Genomic DNA, 18,454 nt, shown 5'->3' with positions numbered 1-18,454 from the left:
ACCGCACAGCGGTGAAAATCAATAATGCGGCGGATTTTACCAGCTGCGAGGCAACAATACTTGTATTTTTCTGCGTGCGCAGTATGCTGACGGCCTTCAAATTTGCCGCTACAGGCCTTGTTTATGCTTAGTTATCGCCACAGTTATCATGCCGGTAATCATGCCGATGTGGTTAAACATCTGGTACAGGTGGCCATTGTTGACTACCTGCTGCAAAAAGATAAACCCTTTTGCTACCACGACAGCCATGCCGGCGCTGGCTTGTACAGCTTGCTGGCCGAACAGGCGCAAAAAACCGGCGAATACGCAGGTGGTATAGGTAAACTGTGGCAGTATCAGGCAACAAGCCCGGCACTGGCGCACTATATTGCACTGATAAAACAGCTGAATCCGGACGGCGAGCTGGCGTTTTACCCCGGCTCACCGAAAATTGCCGCTATGCTGCTACGTAATGGCGACAGCATTCAGGCTACCGAGCTGCACCCAACCGATTACCCCATTCTGGCCAGCCAGTTTGCCCGGCGCCGCCATAGCCGGATTGAGCATATGGATGCCTGGGCCGGTTTTAAAGCCATGCTGCCACCGCTGCATAAGCGCGGCCTGGTATTGATAGACCCACCCTACGAGCTGAAAACCGAATACCAGGATGTAGTAGTCGGCTTACAAAGCGCTTATCAGCGTTTTCCACAGGCGACCTATGCTATCTGGTATCCGGTAATAGAGCGCGCGGCGGTGGAAGCCTTTATCAGCGCTATTGTCGCTACCGGCATTAAAGATCAGCTACGCATTGAATACTGCCCGCAACCTGATAAAGCTGGCTTTGGTATGACCGGCAGCGGTATGCTGGTGATTAACCCGCCCTATACACTGGCGGCAGATATAAAGCAGGCACTGGCCGAGCTAAGCCCGCTGCTAAGCGCTGAGGGTGAATTTCAGGTGCATCAGTTAGTAACGGAATAACTTTGTGGAGTAGGTTATGCGTGTATTACTCGCTGCTCTGCTGCTAATAATCAGCCTGCCGGGCCAGGCGTTTAGCAAAACCGGCCATCAGCTGATTTGCGATATGGCATATCAGCTGGCAAGCGAAGATACCCGTTTGCAAATTGATAGCCTGTTACAACACACGCCCTACTCCGGTTTTGGCCCTGCCTGTTCATGGGCCGATGATATCCGCTTACAGCCAGAGTTTGCCTGGAGCTCGCCGCATCATTATGTCAATATGCGCCGCGGCGAAACTGCGGTTAGCATGGCGCATTGCCCACCACAAGGCTGTATTTTATCGGCGATTAACGATATGCAGCAGCGTTTGTATAACAACAATAACGACTGGCAGGCACTGCTGTTTCTGGCGCATCATCTGGGCGATTTGCACCAGCCGTTACATGTTAGCTTTTTGGATGATTTAGGCGGCAATCGCACGGCAGTGTATTTTTTTGGCTTGCCAAATAACCTGCATGGCGTTTGGGATTTTGCCCTGTTAAAACAGGCCGGTTATGAAACCGAGCATGATTCTCAAACAGGGCATACTAAAACAGCTACGCTGCTGAACACTATAAGCGCCGCGCAGCAGGCAAGCTGGCAACAAGGCGATGTGCTTAGCTGGGCAAATGAGTCGGCAAGCCTGACTATCGATATTTACCAGCGTTACCGGCCCGGAATGCTGCTGGGTGATGACTATATGCTGCTGTATCTGGACACCCTGGAACAACGCCTGCAACAAGCAGCTGTGCGTCTGGCGCTGCTGCTCGATCAGTCCCTTGGCGGCACCGCTAACTGAGTAGCTAACCAGCTAAACACCTGTTGTTGTTGTTCTGCGTTAAATTCATGGCCATAGTGCGGATACAGTGTAGTTGTCAGCTTATCTGCTGCGCCATGCGCCTGCCACACTTTTGCCAGTTGCTGATACGCCTGCTCTACCCCGGCTTGCGGCATCAGTTTGTCTTTAGCGCCATTAATAAACAGCATCGCTTTGGGTGCGGCCAGCGCCGCAATATCGGGCAGATCTAATTTTGCCGCCAGGCCCGGGTGCAGCATATAAAACGCTGATTGGCCTTTAAGAATATTATTACCGGGCGTGAGTAAATGCCGGTAACTGTTTAGCCAGGCTACGGCCACACCGGCTTTTATATCGTCGGTTAAGGCGGCCAGTTGCCAGGCACGAAAAGCCCCCATCGAAAACCCCAGCACCGCCAGGCGCGAATTATCAACCTCTGGCAACTGGTTTAAATACTGTACCAGGCGTAAATCTTCATAAGCCGCCATGCCGGCCAGCGAGCGGCCAAGCATAAACATATTGCCGGCCAATGCCTGCTGGGCGTCAAATTCTACCGGGCCGCGGTCACTCCAGCCCAAGGTATCGGCAGCTATCACCAGATAGCCCTGTTTGGCCAGTGCATCGCCAACGTAGTTGCCGCTAAAGTGCTTGTTTACCCATTGCTCTGCGCTTGCGCCGCGGCTATCTGCAGCCAAGGGTTTAATCAGTTTTTCTTTGCCAATATCAAAGCGGGCACCGTGATCGTGCAGCAGTAATACCGCTGGCGCAGGCTTAGCCGCATCGGGTTGTAATAGCAGCAGTTGTACCCGGCTTTGTTTAGTTAGCTGCACTGACCACAGCTGTGCGCTGTAACCATTGCGCTCTTCGGTTTTAAGTAGCTCGGCGGCAAAATCAACCGGTTCATCCGGCCATAGCAGTGCCTCGCGCAGTGCAGCCCGGCCCTGAGTGCGCCAGTGCTGAATATCGCTAAACTGCTCTGGTTGCCAGCTTAGCGGATAGGTTGTTTGTGGTATCAGTTGCTGATAAAAATCTGGCAGTTGCTGGTCAATCAGGTTATCGGCCTGCAATGGCAGCGCCAAAACTAACAGTAATAAGCCGTAGCGCATTAACGGATCCAGCCTTTGCTTATTTGGCGAAAAGTGTCTGTGCCGCAACATTCCAGCCACTCAAATGCCAGCATTTCTTTGCTGATAATCTGCGCCCCGGCCTGCTGCATGCGGCTAAGCGCCAGCTGTTTATTTTGCTCGGTGCGCGAGCCTACCGCTTCCACGACCACAAATACCTGATAGCCCAGCGCCAATAAATCTATTACCGACTGCAGCACACAAACATGCGCCTCGGTGCCCAGCACCACTATTTGCTTGCGCTCAGTGCAGGCCAGGCTGCTGGCAATATGCGGCTCTTTTAGTGCACTAAAGTGCATTTTTTGCAGCACCTGCGCTTCGGGGATCAGCTCTGCCAGCGCAGGCAGCGTGGCGCCAATACCTTGCGGATATTGCTCGGTGGCCCACACCGGCACTTCCAGTTGCAGTGCTACCTGCAATACCCAGGCAGCCGCTTGCTCAACTTCTTTATGTTCAAAAATAGCTGGTGCCAGCTTTTGCTGCATATCAATTAGTAACACCAGGCTTTGTGATGCTTGCAGTAACATAGCAGTTCCCGTTAATGAAAATCGCGTGAGGACAAACTAAGTTCGGCCAAAAGCGCGGATAAGTCAACCAGCTTACCGGCGATAATATGGGTTACTTCACCCTCGCGCTGTAAAATACCGTCTACCTGCAGGATATGCGCCGTTAAAAAGGTTTTCTGTTGCGCCTGGGCTGTGGCCAGCCATACCAGCACATTGGCGGTGCCGGTTTCATCCTCCAGCGACATAAAAGTTACCCCGGCTGCCGTGCCCGGCCGTTGGCGTAATGTTACCAGGCCGCTAACCCGCACCGGGCTGTTATGCCTTACCTGTGTAAGCCCTGCCACCGGTATGCTGCGGGGTAATTTATTGGCCTGGCGCAGTAACGCCATCGGATGCACTGCCAAGGTCAGGCCGGTGGCGGCATAGTCTTCCAGTACTTCGGCAACCGGGCCCGGTGCGGCTAAATAGCTGGGCTCTGCCTCGGCTATCTGCTGGGCAAGCCCTGTGGTTTCGGCACTAAACAGCGGTAAGCTATGCTGGTTATCCATCAGTTGCCAGCGGCTGTTATAACGATCACCACTGATACTGCTTAGCGCATTCGCGCTGGCTAACGCCTGTAAACTGCTGTGGCTAAGCCCGGTTTGGCGCAACTGGGCTAAATCCCGAAAGCCGCCGGCCGGGCGCAGCGTTAACAGCAACTGCGCCGCCGCTTTGCTAAAGCCTTTTACCTGGCGTAAACCCAGCCGTATTGCTTTACCTTGCTGCTCCAGGCTGTAATCCCACTGCGATTGGTTTACACATACCGGCAACACCGTCACGCCGTGGCGCCTGGCGTCCTGCAGCAATTGCGACGGCGTGTAAAACCCCATCGGGTAACTGTTAAGCAGTGCTGTGCAAAACGCCGCCGGATAATAGTATTTCAGCCAGGCCGACACATAGGCCAGTACGGCAAAGCTGGCCGAATGCGATTCGGGAAAACCATATTCACCAAAGCCGCAAATTTGCTGATAAATGCGCTCAGCATATTGCTGGGTGTAGCCGCGGCTTTGCATGCCGTCGATCAGCTTATGTTTAAACTGCAGCAGCTCGCCGGTTTTTTTCCAGCTGGCCATGGCACGGCGCAGCTGATCGGCCTCACCACCGGTAAAACCGGCCGCTACCATTGCCAGTTGGATCACCTGCTCCTGAAAAATAGGCACGCCCAGAGTGCGGCTTAATACGCTTTGTACTTCTGCCGAAGGGTACTCTACCGCCTCTTCACCGTGGCGGCGCTTTAAATACGGGTGCACCATATCGCCCTGAATAGGCCCGGGCCGTACTATGGCTATTTGCACCACCAAATCGTAGTAACAGGCCGGGCGCAGCCGCGGCAGCATGCTCATCTGGGCGCGCGACTCTATCTGAAACAGCCCGATAGTGTCGGCTTTTTGTATCATCTGATACACCGCCGCATCATCGCCCCGCGCGCTGATGCCGGCAATGCTTAAATCCTGTTGTTCATGCTGTTTTAGCAACGTAAAACACTTACGTATTGCTGTTAACATACCCAATGCCAGCACATCTACTTTTAACAGTTCCAGCGTTTCTAAATCGTCTTTATCCCACTGGATCACCGTTCTGTCGGCCATGGCGGCATTCTCTACCGGCACCAGCTCATACAAAGGCCCCTGGGAGATAACAAAGCCGCCAACATGCTGCGACAGATGCCGTGGTGCACCGCGCAGCTGCTCTACCAGTGTAATCAGCTGTTGTGTGGTTTGGCTGTTGCTATCCAGCCCCAGCGCCGCTAACTGTTGCTGCCAGCTTAAGTTTGGGTCACGCCGCTGAATATTTTTTATTAAAAAATCCAGCTGGCTTAATGGTAACCCCAGCGCTTTACCCACATCACGCAGCGCACTTTTAAAACGGTAGCTAATTACGGTGGCAGCCAGAGCAGCACGTTCACGGCCATACTTCTGATACAGATACTGGATCACTTCTTCACGGCGCTCGTGTTCAAAATCAACGTCTATATCGGGCGGTTCTTTGCGTTCGCGTGATAAAAAGCGCTCAAACAATACCTGAATTTTATCCGGATCAACGGCAGTTATCTCCAGGCAATAACACACTACCGAGTTAGCCGCCGAGCCACGGCCCTGATATAAAATGGCCTTACTTTTGGCAAACTGCACCAGATCGTAAATGGTCAGAAAAAAGTATTCGTAGTTAAGCTCAGTGATCAGTGCCATCTCTTTATCAATAATGGCCTGCACCCGCTTTGGCACCCCGGCAGGAAAACGCAATTTACTGCCCTGCACTACCAGCCCCGCTAAATAACTGGCCGCTGTTTCGCCTGCAGGCACCAGCTCGCTGGGGTACTGATATTTCAGCTCATCCAGTGAAAAAGTGCAGCGCGCGGCAATAACACAGCTTTGCTGTAATAAAGCGGTGCTAAAGAGTTTTTCCAGTTTGGCCAATGGCCGCAGCGCACGCTCGGCGTTGCTTAATAATTGCCGGCCCAGCTCTGCAATTGGCTTACCGGCTTTAATGGCGCTAACACAATGCTGCAGCGCCAACCGCTGTGGTATATGCATTAACACCGCACCACAGCACACCGCCTTTAGCTGGTATTGCTGCGCTAATTGCTGGCAATACGTAGTAAAGGCCGCTTCGTTATGGCTAAGCTGGCGGCGCATAGCCAGCCATAACCTGTCACTGTGATATTTTTGCAGCCAATTGGCCCAGTAGTTATCACTTTCGCTATCACCAGCCGGTAACCACAACAGCAGGCAATGCTTTAATGACATTAAATCCCACTCGGTTAAGCAATATTCGCCCTTACTACTGCGCCGCCGGGCATTGGTAATCACGCGGCACAGCTCGGCGTAAGCGGTTTTATCCGGGCACAGTAGTACCAGCTCCAGTTTATCTAACTGAAAGTAACTGCCGACAATCAGCTTAATATTCAGCGCTTGATCGTTAATCTGCCGGTAAGCCCGCACTATACCAGCCACCGAGCATTCATCCGTCAGGGCCAGCGCGTCATAACCCAGCGCAGCGGCCTGCTGCACCAGCTCCTCTGGGCTGGAGGCGCCGTGCAAAAAACTAAAATGGCTTTGACAAAACAGTTCGGCATAATTCATCGGCGCACCCGTCAGCTAAAAATACCCTGCACAAACCATTGCTGCTGTGCCGTGCGGTACAGCCACAACCATTGGCCTTTGCTGTTGCGGCCAATAAAGTAATCACGTTGGGCATCCAGCGCCCAGCCGTCTGGGCATAGCCGCTCCGGGCCATGGCTTATTTCTACCGTTTCGGTTAACTGTTGTGGTTTTGCCAGTAAAAATGCCGGCCGAAGCGCTAAGGCTGTTACCGCGGATTTGCCTGCCAGCAAAGGTAACGGCCGCTGGCTGGCCTGCTCTGGCAGGTGCTGGTTTTGTAATGTCAGGCCGCTGACGCAGTGATAACCTAAGCGGGCTTGTAGCAGCGACACCAGCTGCAATGGCGATACCGCACCCGGCACCGGCTGAAACAGATCATCACTTTGGCTCTGTTGCGCTACAAAAGCAGTGACCTCCAGTTGCAGGCCTGACACCGGTTCAGTCAGTTTTAGTTTATCCAGCTGTAACTGACATAGCTTTAGCCAGTTAGCCGCGCGATACTCGCCCTGCGCCGAGCCAATACTTAACCGGTGTGCTGGCATACCACGGAACAACAAACTCAGTTGCAACTGATGGCAGGCCGCATTTATCCGCTGTAGTTGCTGCTCCAGTTGCTGCAACAGAGCCTGTAGCGGCTTGCTAAGCACCGCAGTATCTATAATGTCGTACAACAGTTCGACATAACGGCTAAAGCTGTGCTCTGGCTTGATATAGTGCAACGCATGATAAAAGCTGCCACGTAAACGCCCCAGATAGCTGAGTAAACTGCTGTCAAAACGGCGGGCCAGCTCAGCCTGCGCTAGCGCCAGCAACTGGCCAAGCGTATTAATACCTAAACGCTGCAATTGCTGCTGGCTGTCAGTATCGAGCTCAGTAAAGCGAAGTGGGCTGTGATTTAGGGCCGTCGCAAGTGCATCAGGCTCCCCGGTCAGTAAATTTAACTGTTGCCGGGCCAGGCATTTGGCAGCAAAAGGGGTAGCGCCACTGGCGTAATAATAACGGTAAGGTAATAACTTCAGCTCGCGGCTCAGGGCCTGCCAGTAACCGGCTAAACCCTGATACAGCTGCAGCATATTGCACAGCCGGATATACAAGCCATCGGGCGGGTCCAGCGCTATATCAGCCGTTACCTGATACAACTGCTGCGCCACGCTTTGTAAAATATTCAGCTGCAACTGCGGCTGATACGGCAACAGCTGCAGGTTAGGACACAGCGCTGCAGCGGTACCCAGCGCCATATTCAGCGCAATACCACGCTGCCCGGCCACAGCGTTAAGCTGCACAATGCAGTGTTGCTCATTCACCACCGCCACTGGCAGCTGTTGTGCTGCTTCGCAGCCCAGGCTGTCGGGTTGCAGGGCCGGAAATTGCAAGTACAGATACAGCGCCAGACTAGCTGGCCTTGCGCCTGGCCTGCCAGTGTTGCTCAGTGGTAAAGCACAAGCCGGGCCAGCGGTTTTGCATATCTACCAGAAAAGGCGCAGCAGGCCAGCCACCTTTGCGTTTTTGCACACTTAGCAGCACGCCCTGGCGATGCGGTTGCAGCTTAATGCTTAAATTTACCGGTAAACTTAGCCCGTCCATTGGCCGGCGTAGTAATATCACACTGGCAGCGCCCTGCTCGGCCGCCAGTTGCAACCGCCTGGCCTGTGCCAGTTTCAGCGGTACCTGCCACAGCAATACCGAAGCACAGCAGCCGCTTTGCAGGCACTGCTCTGCTGCCCACAACGCATCTTTACTGGTTTTTGGTGTAACAATTACTAACTGTGACAACACTATACCGGCAGCACAAAGCATATCGGCGCAAGGCTGTGCCGGAGGCGAAATAAGCACTAACAAACGGCCACTGCTTTGTTGTTGCTGCAAATACGGCAACAGCAAACGCAGCTCACCAATGCCCGGCCCGGTTTGAATATCAATTAAGCCGCTGGCCGGAAAGCCACCGGCTAATTGCTGATCTAACTCAGCATAACCAGACGACACCGCCTGATAGGCAGTGTGCTGGCTATTGCCCTGCCATACCAGCTGCCGCCGTGCTAATTGCTCTAATAAAGCTGACATAAGCCACCCACATACTGTATTTAAATACAGTATATATTATCAAAAGCAGGAAGCAAGCACTGCCAAAGCCGCGGCTAGTTAAGCTGGCATTAAGCCGGGCCTGTTACAAAGGCAGCAAGCAAATAACGAGGTAGTTAACATGAAAACAGCCATTTTTGTGTTGTGCAGCGCTGCATTACTGTTTAGCCAGCTAGCACATGCCAAGCCGGATCAGGATAAAGGCTTGCCACCAGGCCTGGCAAAAAAGCTGGATAAGGGCCAGCCACTGCCACCGGGCTGGCAGAAAAAACTGTCACCCGGCCAGCTGCTGGCAGAAGAATATTACCGGCGTGGACGAGTGATCAGCCGCCCGAACACCGATGGCATCATCACTGTACAAATTGAAGGCACTATTATTGAGCTGTTTGAACACAGCCGTGAAATTGTCCGCATTCTGGACGGCAAACGTTAAGCATGTTTAACCAACAATGTCAGCACTTCATAATGGCTGCTGTGGGCAAACATATCAAACAGCTGCACTTTTAAAAGCTTATAGTCTGGCAATGCCGTAAGGTCTTGTGCCAGCGTTTGGGCATTACAACTGGAGTAAATCAGCCAGTGCGGCGCTAAGCGTTGTATATCCTGACATAACTCCTTACCCAACCCCCGCCGTGGCGGGTTAACCACCAGTAAATCCGGTGCCTGTGCTGCCGCCTTGGCAAAAGCTGCTGAATCCAATGCCTGAAACCGCACCCGGGTTAAACCCAGCTCATTAGCAGAGCGCTGTGCGCTGGCAATGGCTTTTTCTGCTATTTCAATCCCGTTTAGCTGTTGCGCTGCTGTCACGACATGCAGACCAAAGCCGCCCACGCCACAGAATAAATCCCAGATCTGCTTAAATTCGCCCTGCTGCTGTTGCAGCTGTGCCGCCCAATCTGCGGCTGTTTGGTAAAGCGCAGCAGCCATCACCGGCTGGGTTTGAAAAAAGCTTTGCGGGGTTAAATACAGCGGCACCTGATTTAACTGCTCGGCCAACAGCGTCTGCTCAGTCAGGATAATTTCTTCTTCGCCCTCCAGCAGCGCCGCTGGCTTGGGTTGCAGGTTAACCGAGCACACTTCAAGCTCTGGCCACTGCGCCAATAGCCAGGGCAGATGTTTTTTAATTGACGCCAGACAATTTTTTGAGCGCAATACAAAGCGCAGCATAAAACGGCCGCTGTGCAGGCTTTGGCTAAGCAGAATAAACTTCAGCTCACCGCGACGGGCACTAATATCGTAAGGGGTTAAATTCGCACGTTGGATAAAGGCTTTACACAGCGCAAAGGCTGGCGCAAACGCTGGCGGATACAGCGGGCAATCGGCTAAATCAACCGCTTCGCCCTGAGCATTCACAATGCCCAGCACTGGCTGCTCTGCCGTACCCAGCGCCACCATTTTGGCTTTATAACGAAAACCCTGCTCAGCCGATGCCACCGGCTCAAGCAGCTGTGCCGGTTTAAAGTCAGCCAGTAAGTCAGTTAACTGCTGCTGCTTTAATACCAGTTGCGCCGGATAGGGTTTATCCAGCCAATGGCAAGACTGACAGCGCTTAGCTGCAAAATGAACACAATGCATGGGTTATCCGCGGCAGTGAAAAATCGGCGCCATTCTAGCGCAGACTGCCGCTGTACGCACCCGCTACTGTACGCGCAAGCGCAGGCTGGCCACACCGCCCAAATCATCTACCACACGCAATTGAAATTCACCGGCTTCGCCTTGCCAGAATAAAGTCTCACCCGGCGTTACCGAGCCCAGATAACGGCTGTCAATAAACCAGTGCGCCTTGGTTACTGCGCCATCAAAGCTGGCTTGCAGGGCAATTTTTTGCTGCTCAGCTGTTTTACCTAACTGATAAGTTAACGCCTGCTGCGGTGAGCGGATTTGCGGTGCCTGTTGCGATGACGGCGACAGGCCGGTACAGGCATGCTGATAAGCCGGCGGCGGGGTTAATACAATACCGGACAGCTGATAAGCGCGGGCAATATCCGATGGCCAGAATTCAAATACTTTCAGCGCTGTTTGTGGTGGCTGGTGGTTACAGGCACGCAGCCCGGTGTCGGTATACACCGGCACGGCGCGGTGCACATCGGATACTTTAATTGGCGATACGCCGGGAATAAACCAGCCGGGCCGGGTTTGCGGGCAGTATTTATTGGGCAGCTCACCGCTGCGGCTGCACAATGCCACTTGCTTAAGGTTTAGCTTACTGCCTGCGGTGAACAAACGTTGCTCCGCTTGTCTATCGCGCGGCAACAGTGCCAACAGTTCAAATAACAACGGGCCGGCAGCTGTGCGCCCCACCAGATTAGGGTTGCTGCTGCCATCAAAATTGCCCAGCCATACCGCCAGCACATAATCACCGCTAAGCGCAATGGACCAGGCATCACGAAACGCATAAGAAGTACCGGTTTTCCATGCTACCGGCGTGCTATCTGTCAGTTCGCTCAGTAAACCGGCCTGTGGTTTGGCATGCTGGCGCAGCATGTCCAGCGTTAAAAACGCCGCTTCTGCGCTTAACAACAGTTGGGGTGCCGCCGCTGCTGGCTCTGCCTGCCACTGCAGTGCCTGCCAGTTACCGCCATTGCCCAGCATGGCATACAGCTGCACCAGCTGCTGCATACTCAGCTCCATACCGCCCAGCACCAGGGCCAGGCCGTAGTGCTCGGCGTTATAGCTTAACGGCACCTGTGCCTGTTTTAGCCAGTGGTAAAAATCCGGTTTGGTTAAACTGGCCTGTAACTGCACAGCCGGAACATTGCGGCTGTTAATCAGCGCTTCAGTGGCATTAACCGGGCCGACAAACTGGCGGTCGAAGTTTTCCGGGTTAAAACTGCCATAACGGCGCGGTAAATCGGTTAGCAGGCTTTGCGGATGAATAACACCCTGCTGCAGCGCCAACGCATAAACAAACGGCTTTAGCGCTGAACCCGGTGAGCGCAGCGCTGTTACACCATCAACCTGACCAGAGATCGCCGCATTATAAAAATCGGCCGAGCCAATCCAGGCCTGCACCTGCATGGTGCTGCGTTTTACCAGCAATACACTGGCGTTACTAAAGCCTTTATCGGCGTTACGGCGTAAATAGGCGGTAACCAGTTGCTGCATACGCTGCTGTAAATGTGGTTGCAGGCTGGTATAAAAGCGGCCTTCGACCTGGCGCTGAGCCTGTAACTGATTAATAAAATGCGGCGCAGCGTAGGCTAAATCGGCACGCTGATAAAACTTCAGCGGCAAACTTAAACGCTGTGCTGCGCCTGGCTCAGCAGAGGGATAATATTGCAACCACAGTGCCGCTAAGCGTTGGCGCGCCAGTTCTAATTGCTGCTCGCCTTTGGTACTTAGCGGGCTGCGCTGGTTCGGGTTTTGCGGAATAACACTTAGCGCTAAAGCTTCGCCCAGCGTTAGCCGCTGCGCTTCTTTACCAAAGTAAATCAGGCTGGCGGCGGCGACACCTTCAATATTGCCGCCGTAAGGTGCGTAGTTAAAGTAGGCTTCTAAAATCTCGTCTTTGCTAAAATGCCGCTCCAGATAAAGCGCATACGCCAGTTGCTGTAACTTACCGCTAAAGCTGCTGGTATTCAGATTAAAGCGCAGCCGCGCCAGTTGCATACTTAGGGTTGACGCGCCCTGACGCCGGCCACCTTTAACCACACCTTGCCAGAACGCGCGGCCAACGGCACTGATATCAACACCGAAATGATTATAGAACTGCCGGTCTTCATACAACAATGTGGCTTGCTGTAGCGCCGGAGCAATATCAGCTAATGGCAGACGCAGCCGGTAGCGCTGATCGGCCGCCAGCCGCAGGCTTAATAAGTCGCCATTGGCAGCAAAATAAGCACTGCTTTGCAGGTACTGGCTATAAAGCGCTGGCTTTGGCGATAACAGCAGCACTAATGCCGGTAGCAATAATATAACCACTACCCCTGCCAGCACCCTGCCTAACCACTTTTTTAACATCCCGTGTTGCACTACAGCCCCGGCAAAGTGTTAATTTACAGCAGCTGCGGTTACCACAAAGCGCCCGGCCGCTGTGCTGGCATACACTGACAAATCGTACATTGATTGTGCCGATACCGTTGGCAGCACAAAATTACCGGCGGCGGTTACTTTTACCTGATAACGCAGCTCAGTCATTTGCGGGCCAAAACCGGCGTAGTACACCACGCGGTCTTCACGGATATCAACATAGTCAGCGCGCCAGGGTCCGCTTTGGCGCGGTACTGAACTGCGCACCACAGCAAAACCGGCTGGCAGTAAATCGACTACCGCCACATTGCTGTGCCAACCGTCGGTTAAACTGCGCAGGCGCAGGCGCACGGTAAGCTCATCACCTTGTTTGGCAGTGCTCACCACTTTGCCGTCGGCATCAAGATAATCGCGCACTACCTCCAACTGCTGCGCTACGGCTTTAGCAGGCGCTGTTTTAGCAAAACCGGCTTCGCTTAGCGCATAAAACAGCTGCTGCTGGCTCTCTATCAGTATTTGCTCTGCTGCTGTGGTAAAAGCAGCACGCGGTATAGCGCTTTGGTTATCCGCCGGCGTTAGCGCCGTACGCGCAGCTTTGCCATCTAACTGATAAAACTTTGGTGGCGTGGCGGTAGCTTCGGTTTGTAACTGACCATAGGCTGACAACGCCAGCACCGTATAGGCCGAGGCAATGGTGTTATAATCGCCTTTAAACACCGGCTGCAATAACTGTAAAATGGCTTTACCATCCAGCGCTTTGGCTTGCTCAGCAAAATGGCTGGACAATAAATACACGTACTGCGCATCCAGGCTTAGCTGAGACTGAAACGCCGGGTTAGCAAAAGGCGGCAGCGGTGTGGCAATACGCGCCAGATAACCGCTTTGCAGCGCTGAGGTTTTACCTAAACGGTAACCGGATAACAAGCCGCGGGCCAGCTCTGGTTTTTGCAACAACTGATAACTGGCAGCAATATAAATAGCGGTAATATCAGCCTGCCACGCTTGTTTATGCTGTTTTTCCAGCCGTTCGTGTAATTCAACCAAATAATTGGTGGTGACTTCGCCGCTGCGGGTTAACAGGTAAATCGCATTGGCACGCAGGCGGGCCTGATACAAATTGGCGCCGCTTTGCCGCGCGACATTGCGCAAATACTCCAGCCCCTGACTGTACAGGTAATCCGGCACGGCCAGCCCCTGCTCGCGTGCGGCTAACAGGAAATGCATGACATAAATACTGGGGAAGTCGGCACTGCTGTAACCGCCGGGCCAAAAGCTAAAGCCGCCATCGCTTTGCTGGCGCTCAGCCAGCTTCTGGATCAGCACGGCAAATTTTTCGTTCAGCACCGGCCACTGCGCCTGATACGACGGTTGCTGCACTAACCCCACCCACGGGAACACCTGCGACACCACCTGTTCGGTACAACCGTGTGGATATTGCGCGAGATAATCGGTAAAGCTCTCGGCCAGCACCAGCGGGTTAGCCGAGGCAACAACATGTTGCCGGGCGAATTCGGCATACAGCGGATAACGGGTGTTAAGTGTTACCGGGCCTTTATCAGCAAAACCGGCCTGTAGCGTGGTGTGATAATGGCTGGCCGGGCGGATACTCAGGCTGATACTGCGGCTGGCCTGCTCGGTTAGCTCACCCTGCTGGTAGGTCGCACTAAAGCTTAAGCTGGCCTCGCCTGGTACTTCGCCGGCTTTTAAGCGAAAACGTGCACTTTGCTCGCTATTTTCGCTAATGCTAAGCAATTGCTCAGTTTCACCCACGGCAATAAGGCTATCAGGTAAAGTAAGCTGCACTTTAATGGCGGCATCCGGGCCCGAGCCTTTTACGCCATTCGCTACCGACACGCTGATATCAAACTCATCGCCGGGGGCTGCACTGGTAAGTACATCCGGGGTTAACACAAAGGGGCCGCGCACACGTAAATCCTGGCTGACCGCAGACAGTGCTTCATCGCTTACCGCTACCGCCATCAGTTTTAAATTGCCGCTAAAGCTGGCCGGCACTGTTACCTGCTGGGTAGCCAGTTCAGTACCGGCTTTTACCACGCCCAGCCAGAATACGCCAGGCTGCTCGGCCCTGCGGGCAAAGGGATTTAAGTTGCTGTCCAGCATTGCTGCTGCCATAGCACGGCGTGCGCTGTCACCGCCTACACCGGCTAACTGGCGTTTAAGTGCGCTAAATTCCGGCAGGATTAAATCGAGCATTTGCATACTGCGCACCTGCAAGGCGCGCTTTTGCAGGTAATGCGATAACGGATCGGGCAATTCGTAAGCTGCCACCTGCAAAATACCCTGATCCACGCCATACAGCAGTAAGTCGGCCGGCCGGTCGGTTTTATAGCCCAGCGTAAAGGCTTTACCGGGGCGCACTTCTTCCGGTGCTACCAGGCTAATGTTCAGCTCGCGCTTGCTGCGGTCAATATTAAACGGCACCACAGCGTAACTGAGCGGGCTGACAAAAAGTGCATCGGAATCGGCGCCACGCACAAAGCTAACGTTAATATAGGCATTACCTTCAATACCCTCTGGCAGCACTATATGCTGAATGCTGCTGGTGGTATCGGCGGTAAACCAGCTAAAGGCATGCACTTTATCGCTTTCAATGCTGATTAAGCCACTGCCGGTATAAGGGGCAGTAATATTCAGTTCAATGCGCTCACCCGCTTTATAATCGGTTTTATCCAGCCGCACGTTAAGTGCAGCGTTTTTCTCCAGCATAGCGCTGATATTACCAGCGCCTATTACGCTAAACGCCAGTTTACCCAGCAGCTGATCGCCTTTTAACAGTTGCAGCTCAAAATCACCGGCCGTGTCAGTTGGCAACTGATATTCAGTACCCTCTGTGGCAATGCTAAATGGCGTTTCGCTTACTGTTAGCTCCTGCACTATGCTCTGGTACTGGTAGGTGCCATCGTTTTGTTTAACTAAGCTAGATAATGGCCGTTTCTCTACCAGTTTCAGTGTTAATTCATTCAGCGCTATCTGCGCTAAACTGTTGTTAATGGCGATAAACTGCAAACTACGGCTTTGCTGTCTTTTCAGGTAGCTTAGCTCGCCATCGCTTTTTACCCCTACCAGCTCATTTAACGGCGATACCAGTGCGCTGCGTCTGTTTTGCACACTTTTTCCACCGCCGCCATCAAAACCTTCGGTGGTCAGCACCAGCCGGTAAGTACCACCGCTGTATTGCTCAAGCGGCAGCGTAAAACTGGCTTTACCGTCGGCATCGGTTTGCTGCTCATCCAGGCTCTGCCGTACACTGTTGCTGTTAAGTTGCTGCTCCTGCGGGGCAATAAAGCGATAATCTTTATATTCACTAAAGCTAAAACCTGCCGGGATCAGTTCAAATTTGGCGGTTACCCGGCGCTGCTGTGCCGGGGTGCCAAACAGGTTATCCAGTTGCACTTGCGCCACTAAATTTTGTGGCGATAACCAGCCTTTGCCCTGCTGGTTAAAACTGCTGCTGATTTTCAGAGTGTCGGGCTGAAATTCTTCCACTACAAAGCTAACCGAGCCTAAGTGCCGCTCGGTATTGCCCTTGCTGTCAAGCAGGCTGATATTGGCATAATAATTACCGGTGTCACTGTGTGGCTGGGTGTCCAGGCTAAAGGTGTGCATACCACGGCCACTTAAACTGAAGTTTTGCTGCCAGAAAGTACTGCCACGCGGCCCCTGCACCTGTATTTTTAACGGCAGCTTTTGCTCGGCCAGCGACAAATCGTTATGGCGGATAATGGCCGCCAGTTGCACCTGCTCACCGGGCCGGTAAATACCCCGGTCGCTAAACATATAAGCGCTTAATGCTTTGGCGCTGTTTTCATCCTGATAACGGCCACTGGTATTAAATTTGGAATAATCCAACTGGCGACTATAGCGATCATACGGAATAAAGCTGCTATCGGTTACGCCATTACTGCTGCGGCTAACCAGGTACACCACCGGCTGGCGTTCGCGTACAAAACCGCTGGTTTTGTCTAAGTTTACACTGCCCTGGGCATTGGTGGTGCCGCTTAACACCGCTACACCATTTTTGCCCAGCAGCTCTACTTTGGCGCCGGCTACCGGTTTGCCATCGGCCACCGACATGACAAATACCTGCTGGCTGCTGTCGCTGTTGTGTTTTACCAGTAAGCCTAAATCGGTTACCAGCACCAACCGCTTATCCAGTTGCTGGCCTTCGCTTTTCGGCCGGGCCGGGTCAAATTCGGTTAACTGAATAAAAAACACCCCCATGCCCGCTTCAGCCAGATACGGCTTTAACGCTAACGACAGGTAATTTGCCTGCTTGGCGTGGCTATTGGCCAGCGTAAAGGTTTTCTCGTAACTGCTGCTGATATTGCTTTCATCAAAGTTATAGTTGTAAAAATATGGCTGGCTGATATCGCCACCAGTCTGGCTGATAAAGTGGTTTAGCTCGCCCGGCAGCAATTTATGCAGTTTTACCCGCACGCCCTTAACGCCACGGCTTAGCAACTGCAAGGTTTGCTCACCGCTTAGCGTTAGCATGGCACCTTCACCCACTATCCGAGCTTCTTTCGGATACTGTGGCGCCTGCACCACAGCGCGGTATTCACTGGCCAGGGTAAAATCACTGGTCGATGATAAGCCTTTGGCTACACTAACAAACAGGCTTTGGCCTGGTGGCACATCCAGCTTAATGCTAAAGGCACTGTCGTTGGCTTCCGGCGTGGGCATCAGCTCAAAGCTGTGCAGGCTGGCTTGCTGTAATACGCTGCTGCTGACTTCGCCCGGCGCCCAATAGTTAGAATTACGCTGTGGGTGTTTTGGCAATACATACAGTTTCAGTTTGTTTTGCAGCTCGGTGCGGCTGATGCGATCAGTAAAACTTAACAGCAGCATTTGCTCTGGTTCTTGCTCGAGCTGTTGCTCAGAGCTACGGATAATGTCGGTGCGCAGCTCTTCTACTTTTAAAAAGCTGGTTTTATCCGGCACTAACAGCTGTTGGCTGTTTTCCCGGCTGGTTTTGCCACTGCCGTGTTGTGCTTTTACCCCGGCTTTTAATAACACAGTTAAATATTGCTCGCGCTCTGGCAGCGTTAACGCTGCCGATTGCAGATAGAGCTCGCGGCCGGTTTTATCTGCGCTGATGCTAAAATCCAGTGGCTTACCTTTGCTGCGAACATCACCGCCATCGGGGCGCATGGTCATCGACAGCTGGCTTTTCACGCTGTCGATATCTACCGGGTGGCTGAAATTTAACGTAGCGACTATTTGCCGGGTGGCTTGTTCGGTGGGGTGCTGATAAAAACGTAAGCGGTTAATAGCGCCGGTAAGTGGCACAGTATCAAAACTGTATTGTTGTTCTGCCAGTAAGGTACCGGCTGCAAAAATACTTTTATCCAGCTTAAGCTGGTAACGTTGCCCGGCGGGCCAGGCCTGTTGTGGGGTAAAAATTAGCGTGTTGTCATCCTGCCACAGCCACTTGCCAGCTATGGCCGGGCTTAAGCTGACACCTTCGCTTAATTCTTCGCCAATTAAATCCAGCCGGGCCGCTGAAAGCTGCGGTACCGGTGCAATGCGCCCGGCCTGATCGCTCATGTCATAGTTAAACTGCACGCGCAGTGCGGTGGGCTGCTCAACGTTGTCCTGATAATGCCCCAGTGCCGGGCTTTGCACAGTTGCCTTCACTTTTAGCGGTTTGGGTAATTGCTGATAGTAGTAATAACCAGCAACAGCGGCGGCAATAAGCACAACTAACGCCACTACAGCGCCCCAGAACTTAGCCGGGCGCTGCTTTACATAGTGACAAAACTGATGCAGCCAGTCAGGGGCCGTCCAGTTTACCGAGCCAAAAATTTTACGCAAAAATGACGCTGAGGCAGGCATAACCAA

General features: G+C 53.0%; 11 protein-coding genes. 3 read left to right on the top strand and 8 right to left on the bottom strand.

Going from position 1 to position 18,454, the window contains the following annotated elements:
• Positions 1 to 123 precede the first annotated feature (123 nt).
• Positions 124 to 960, top strand: coding sequence for a 23S rRNA (adenine(2030)-N(6))-methyltransferase RlmJ (locus BLW68_RS07685; protein ID WP_092791956.1), 837 nt, complete (start codon positions 124 to 126; stop codon positions 958 to 960).
• 16 nt (positions 961 to 976) lie between these two features.
• Positions 977 to 1,777: a S1/P1 nuclease gene (locus BLW68_RS07680; RefSeq protein WP_092791954.1), complete on the top strand. Its 801-nt coding sequence runs from the start codon at positions 977 to 979 to the stop codon at positions 1,775 to 1,777.
• Here BLW68_RS07680 and BLW68_RS07675 read toward each other — a convergent pair.
• The 5 genes from BLW68_RS07675 to imuA are packed head-to-tail and all read right to left on the bottom strand — an operon-like array spanning position 1,750 to position 8,605.
• Positions 1,750 to 2,880, bottom strand: coding sequence for a dienelactone hydrolase family protein (locus tag BLW68_RS07675; RefSeq protein ID WP_092791953.1), 1,131 nt, complete (start codon positions 2,878 to 2,880; stop codon positions 1,750 to 1,752). The two genes, BLW68_RS07680 and BLW68_RS07675, sit on opposite strands and share 28 nt — an antisense overlap.
• A complete protein-coding gene (locus BLW68_RS07670) occupies positions 2,880 to 3,425 on the bottom strand; it encodes an isochorismatase family protein (RefSeq protein ID WP_092791951.1) in 546 nt (181 codons plus the stop codon). The genes BLW68_RS07675 and BLW68_RS07670 overlap by 1 nt, the downstream gene beginning before the upstream one ends.
• 11 nt (positions 3,426 to 3,436) lie before the next feature.
• Positions 3,437 to 6,526, bottom strand: coding sequence for an error-prone DNA polymerase (locus BLW68_RS07665; RefSeq protein WP_092791950.1), 3,090 nt, complete (start codon positions 6,524 to 6,526; stop codon positions 3,437 to 3,439).
• Positions 6,527 to 6,537: 11 nt separating this feature from the next.
• Positions 6,538 to 7,917: a Y-family DNA polymerase gene (locus BLW68_RS07660; RefSeq protein ID WP_245728295.1), complete on the bottom strand. Its 1,380-nt coding sequence runs from the start codon at positions 7,915 to 7,917 to the stop codon at positions 6,538 to 6,540.
• Positions 7,918 to 7,936: 19 nt separating this feature from the next.
• On the bottom strand, positions 7,937 to 8,605 hold the full coding sequence (gene imuA, locus BLW68_RS07655; RefSeq protein WP_092791946.1) for a translesion DNA synthesis-associated protein ImuA: 669 nt from the start codon (positions 8,603 to 8,605) through the stop codon (positions 7,937 to 7,939).
• 139 nt (positions 8,606 to 8,744) lie between these two features.
• Here imuA and BLW68_RS07650 point away from each other — a divergent pair, with 139 nt between their 5' ends.
• Positions 8,745 to 9,056 carry a hypothetical protein gene (locus tag BLW68_RS07650; RefSeq protein WP_092791943.1) on the top strand — a complete coding sequence of 104 codons (312 nt, stop codon included), beginning with the start codon at positions 8,745 to 8,747 and terminating at the stop codon, positions 9,054 to 9,056.
• Here BLW68_RS07650 and rlmC read toward each other — a convergent pair.
• From rlmC to BLW68_RS07635, 3 genes are all read right to left on the bottom strand, one after another.
• Positions 9,053 to 10,198, bottom strand: a complete 1,146-nt coding sequence (rlmC, locus tag BLW68_RS07645) for a 23S rRNA (uracil(747)-C(5))-methyltransferase RlmC (RefSeq protein ID WP_092791940.1) — start codon at positions 10,196 to 10,198, stop codon at positions 9,053 to 9,055. The genes BLW68_RS07650 and rlmC overlap by 4 nt on opposite strands.
• A gap of 63 nt (positions 10,199 to 10,261) precedes the next feature.
• Positions 10,262 to 12,583 (bottom strand): penicillin-binding protein 1C, encoded by a 2,322-nt coding sequence (pbpC, locus tag BLW68_RS07640; protein WP_092791938.1) that lies wholly within the window; start codon positions 12,581 to 12,583, stop codon positions 10,262 to 10,264.
• 30 nt (positions 12,584 to 12,613) lie between these two features.
• On the bottom strand, positions 12,614 to 18,448 hold the full coding sequence (locus BLW68_RS07635) for an alpha-2-macroglobulin family protein (RefSeq protein WP_092791936.1): 5,835 nt from the start codon (positions 18,446 to 18,448) through the stop codon (positions 12,614 to 12,616).
• Positions 18,449 to 18,454 lie beyond the last annotated feature (6 nt).

It is taken from the genome of Rheinheimera pacifica, assembly GCF_900108485.1.
GTDB classification, from domain to species: domain Bacteria; phylum Pseudomonadota; class Gammaproteobacteria; order Enterobacterales; family Alteromonadaceae; genus Alishewanella; species Alishewanella pacifica.
This window is presented reverse-complemented; position numbering and strand designations above follow the sequence as displayed.

Bases quoted from the DNA above. Each gene is read 5' to 3' on its own strand.
- pbpC (WP_092791938.1), bottom strand. From the start codon at position 12,583: ATGTTAAAAAAGTGGTTAGGCAGGGTGCTGGCAGGGGTAGTGGTTATA.
- imuA (WP_092791946.1), bottom strand. From the start codon at position 8,605: ATGTCAGCTTTATTAGAGCAATTAGCACGGCGGCAGCTGGTATGGCAG.
- BLW68_RS07675 (WP_092791953.1), bottom strand. From the start codon at position 2,880: ATGCGCTACGGCTTATTACTGTTAGTTTTGGCGCTGCCATTGCAGGCC.
- BLW68_RS07635 (WP_092791936.1), bottom strand. From the start codon at position 18,448: ATGCCTGCCTCAGCGTCATTTTTGCGTAAAATTTTTGGCTCGGTAAAC.
- BLW68_RS07685 (WP_092791956.1), top strand. From the start codon at position 124: ATGCTTAGTTATCGCCACAGTTATCATGCCGGTAATCATGCCGATGTG.
- rlmC (WP_092791940.1), bottom strand. From the start codon at position 10,198: ATGCATTGTGTTCATTTTGCAGCTAAGCGCTGTCAGTCTTGCCATTGG.
- BLW68_RS07670 (WP_092791951.1), bottom strand. From the start codon at position 3,425: ATGTTACTGCAAGCATCACAAAGCCTGGTGTTACTAATTGATATGCAG.
- BLW68_RS07650 (WP_092791943.1), top strand. From the start codon at position 8,745: ATGAAAACAGCCATTTTTGTGTTGTGCAGCGCTGCATTACTGTTTAGC.
- BLW68_RS07665 (WP_092791950.1), bottom strand. From the start codon at position 6,526: ATGAATTATGCCGAACTGTTTTGTCAAAGCCATTTTAGTTTTTTGCAC.
- BLW68_RS07680 (WP_092791954.1), top strand. From the start codon at position 977: ATGCGTGTATTACTCGCTGCTCTGCTGCTAATAATCAGCCTGCCGGGC.